Source organism: Rhodopirellula europaea 6C, from assembly GCF_000338295.1.
Classification (GTDB): Bacteria; Planctomycetota; Planctomycetia; order Pirellulales; family Pirellulaceae; genus Rhodopirellula; species Rhodopirellula europaea.
In genome coordinates this window covers 1-1,728 of the sequence record NZ_ANMO01000127.1, presented here as the reverse complement: position 1 = coordinate 1,728, position 1,728 = coordinate 1, and the positions used below count along the sequence as shown (strand labels likewise).

Annotated in this window: 2 protein-coding genes; both read left to right on the top strand. The window is 53.3% G+C overall.

From position 1 onward, the window contains the following. The first annotated feature begins 154 nt into the window (after nt 1–154). Nucleotides 155–1,483 carry a hypothetical protein gene (locus RE6C_RS14485; protein WP_008657670.1) on the top strand — a complete coding sequence of 443 codons (1,329 nt, stop codon included), beginning with the start codon at nt 155–157 and terminating at the stop codon, nt 1,481–1,483. Between the two features lie 23 nt (nt 1,484–1,506). After that, nucleotides 1,507–1,728 (top strand): hypothetical protein (locus tag RE6C_RS32910; protein ID WP_236618216.1); only part of this gene is annotated, 222 nt, incomplete at its 3' end.

The window sequence follows — 1,728 nt, the reverse complement described above, 5'->3', positions numbered from 1 at the left end:
AGCAATTCCCGGCGAGTTCGCCGGGTTTGGTTTTTGCGGGGTTTTTTAGCGATTGTTTTGCTAGCATGTCGCGATGGTAGTCGCGGCCCATCTTGGGGGTGGCTAGGCAGCGTGGGCGCGGCAAAATGGTGAAAATTCTCGCCACGGATGTCCTATGATTGTGCCCAAAAAACCTCCCAAACCGCGACGCGGGCTTTCCGCAGACGCACTTCACGACACCCTCCGCCGACGCTTCGAAGACGTCAGCGACGGGCGACGCCAAGCCTCTTGCAAGTATCCCATGGTCGATACGCTCATGAGTGCTTTCGCCATGTTCGCAACCAAAGAACCGTCGATGCTCTCCTACCAGGATCATCAAAAAGAGTTGCATATCGAAAAACCATTCAAGATCAGCGCCGTTCCAAGCGACACGCAGATGCGTGAGATCCTCGATGGCATCGACATCCAACCACTGCACGAGTGCTTCGCGGATCTGTTCTGGGAAGTTCAGCGTAGCGGTGAACTCAAAAAATGGTTGTTCGATGGAAAGTATTATCTGCTGGCGATCGACGGTTCCGGCTACTTCTGCAGCGACAAAATCTCTTGCCCCCAGTGCCTAGTTCGCAAGAAAGGCGGCCAGGAACAGTTCTATCATCAGGTCGTCGCCGCCGTGCTGGTCCATCCCGAGACCAGGCAGGTTCTACCCTTAGCGGTTGAACCGATCATCCGTTCCGATGGCGAGAAGAAAAATGATTGCGAACGTAACGCGACAGGCCGTTTAATACAGCGTGTGCGGAAACAACACCCAAAACTTCATTTCTTGGTGATCGAGGATGGACTGGCGAGCAACGCACCGCACATTGCCGATCTGCAGTCCGCGAAGATGCACTACCTACTAGGTGCAAAACCGGGTGATCATGCACATCTCTACAATCAGGTCATTGATGCCATGGACCGCGATGCGACGCGCGTGCAAAACGCTCGGGTGTTCAAGGGAACAAAATGTTTCGACAGTCAGACGCAGTACATCGAAGGATTGGAACTGAACAAGTCCAACCCAGATGTTCATGTCAATTTCCTTCAGCATCATGAACTCGACTGCGATAGCGGCGAAGTTCTGCAATGCTTCAGTTGGGTGACGGATTTAGATTTAAGTCAGAAGAGTTTAAACCTTTACCAGCGTGGTGGTCGCAGTCGCTGGCGTGTGGAAAACGAAACATTCAACACGCTCAAGCACCAAGGCTATGATCTGGAACACAACTACGGTCATGGGAAAGTCAACCTGACGACGGTACTCGCATTGTTGATGTTTCTTGCCTTTGCGGTGGACCAGATCCAAGAGGCGTGCTGTGGTTTGTTTCAAGCGGCCGTGCGACAGTCCGGTCGGCGAATCCGCTTGTGGGAATCGATTCGCAGTCATCTGCGCCATTTTCAATTCTCAAGCTTCGCTGAACTCTACCGGGCCATCGCGACGGGTCGGTTATGCAAGCCTCCGCCTGCCTAGCTGGTGCTCACTTCAAGCTGCCGATGACTCTGAATGCTTGGATTCAACCAAGCGAATGGCTACCGTTGTGCCGTAACCGCAAGAAAACGCCGTTAGTCAGTGACCAGAAGTGGCGTCGATCATCCCAAGGTGGAGAAATTTCGGCGAAAATTCTCCCAGGGGCGGCAACTGCTGAACGGTTCGTCAACAAAAGCGTCGATTTGCCCTCCAATGCCACCGACACCGGCATTCACCGGGAATTGCTG

Coding starts and splice junctions, on each gene's coding strand:
- RE6C_RS14485 (WP_008657670.1), top strand. CDS start 155: ATGATTGTGCCCAAAAAACCTCCCAAACCGCGACGCGGGCTTTCCGCA.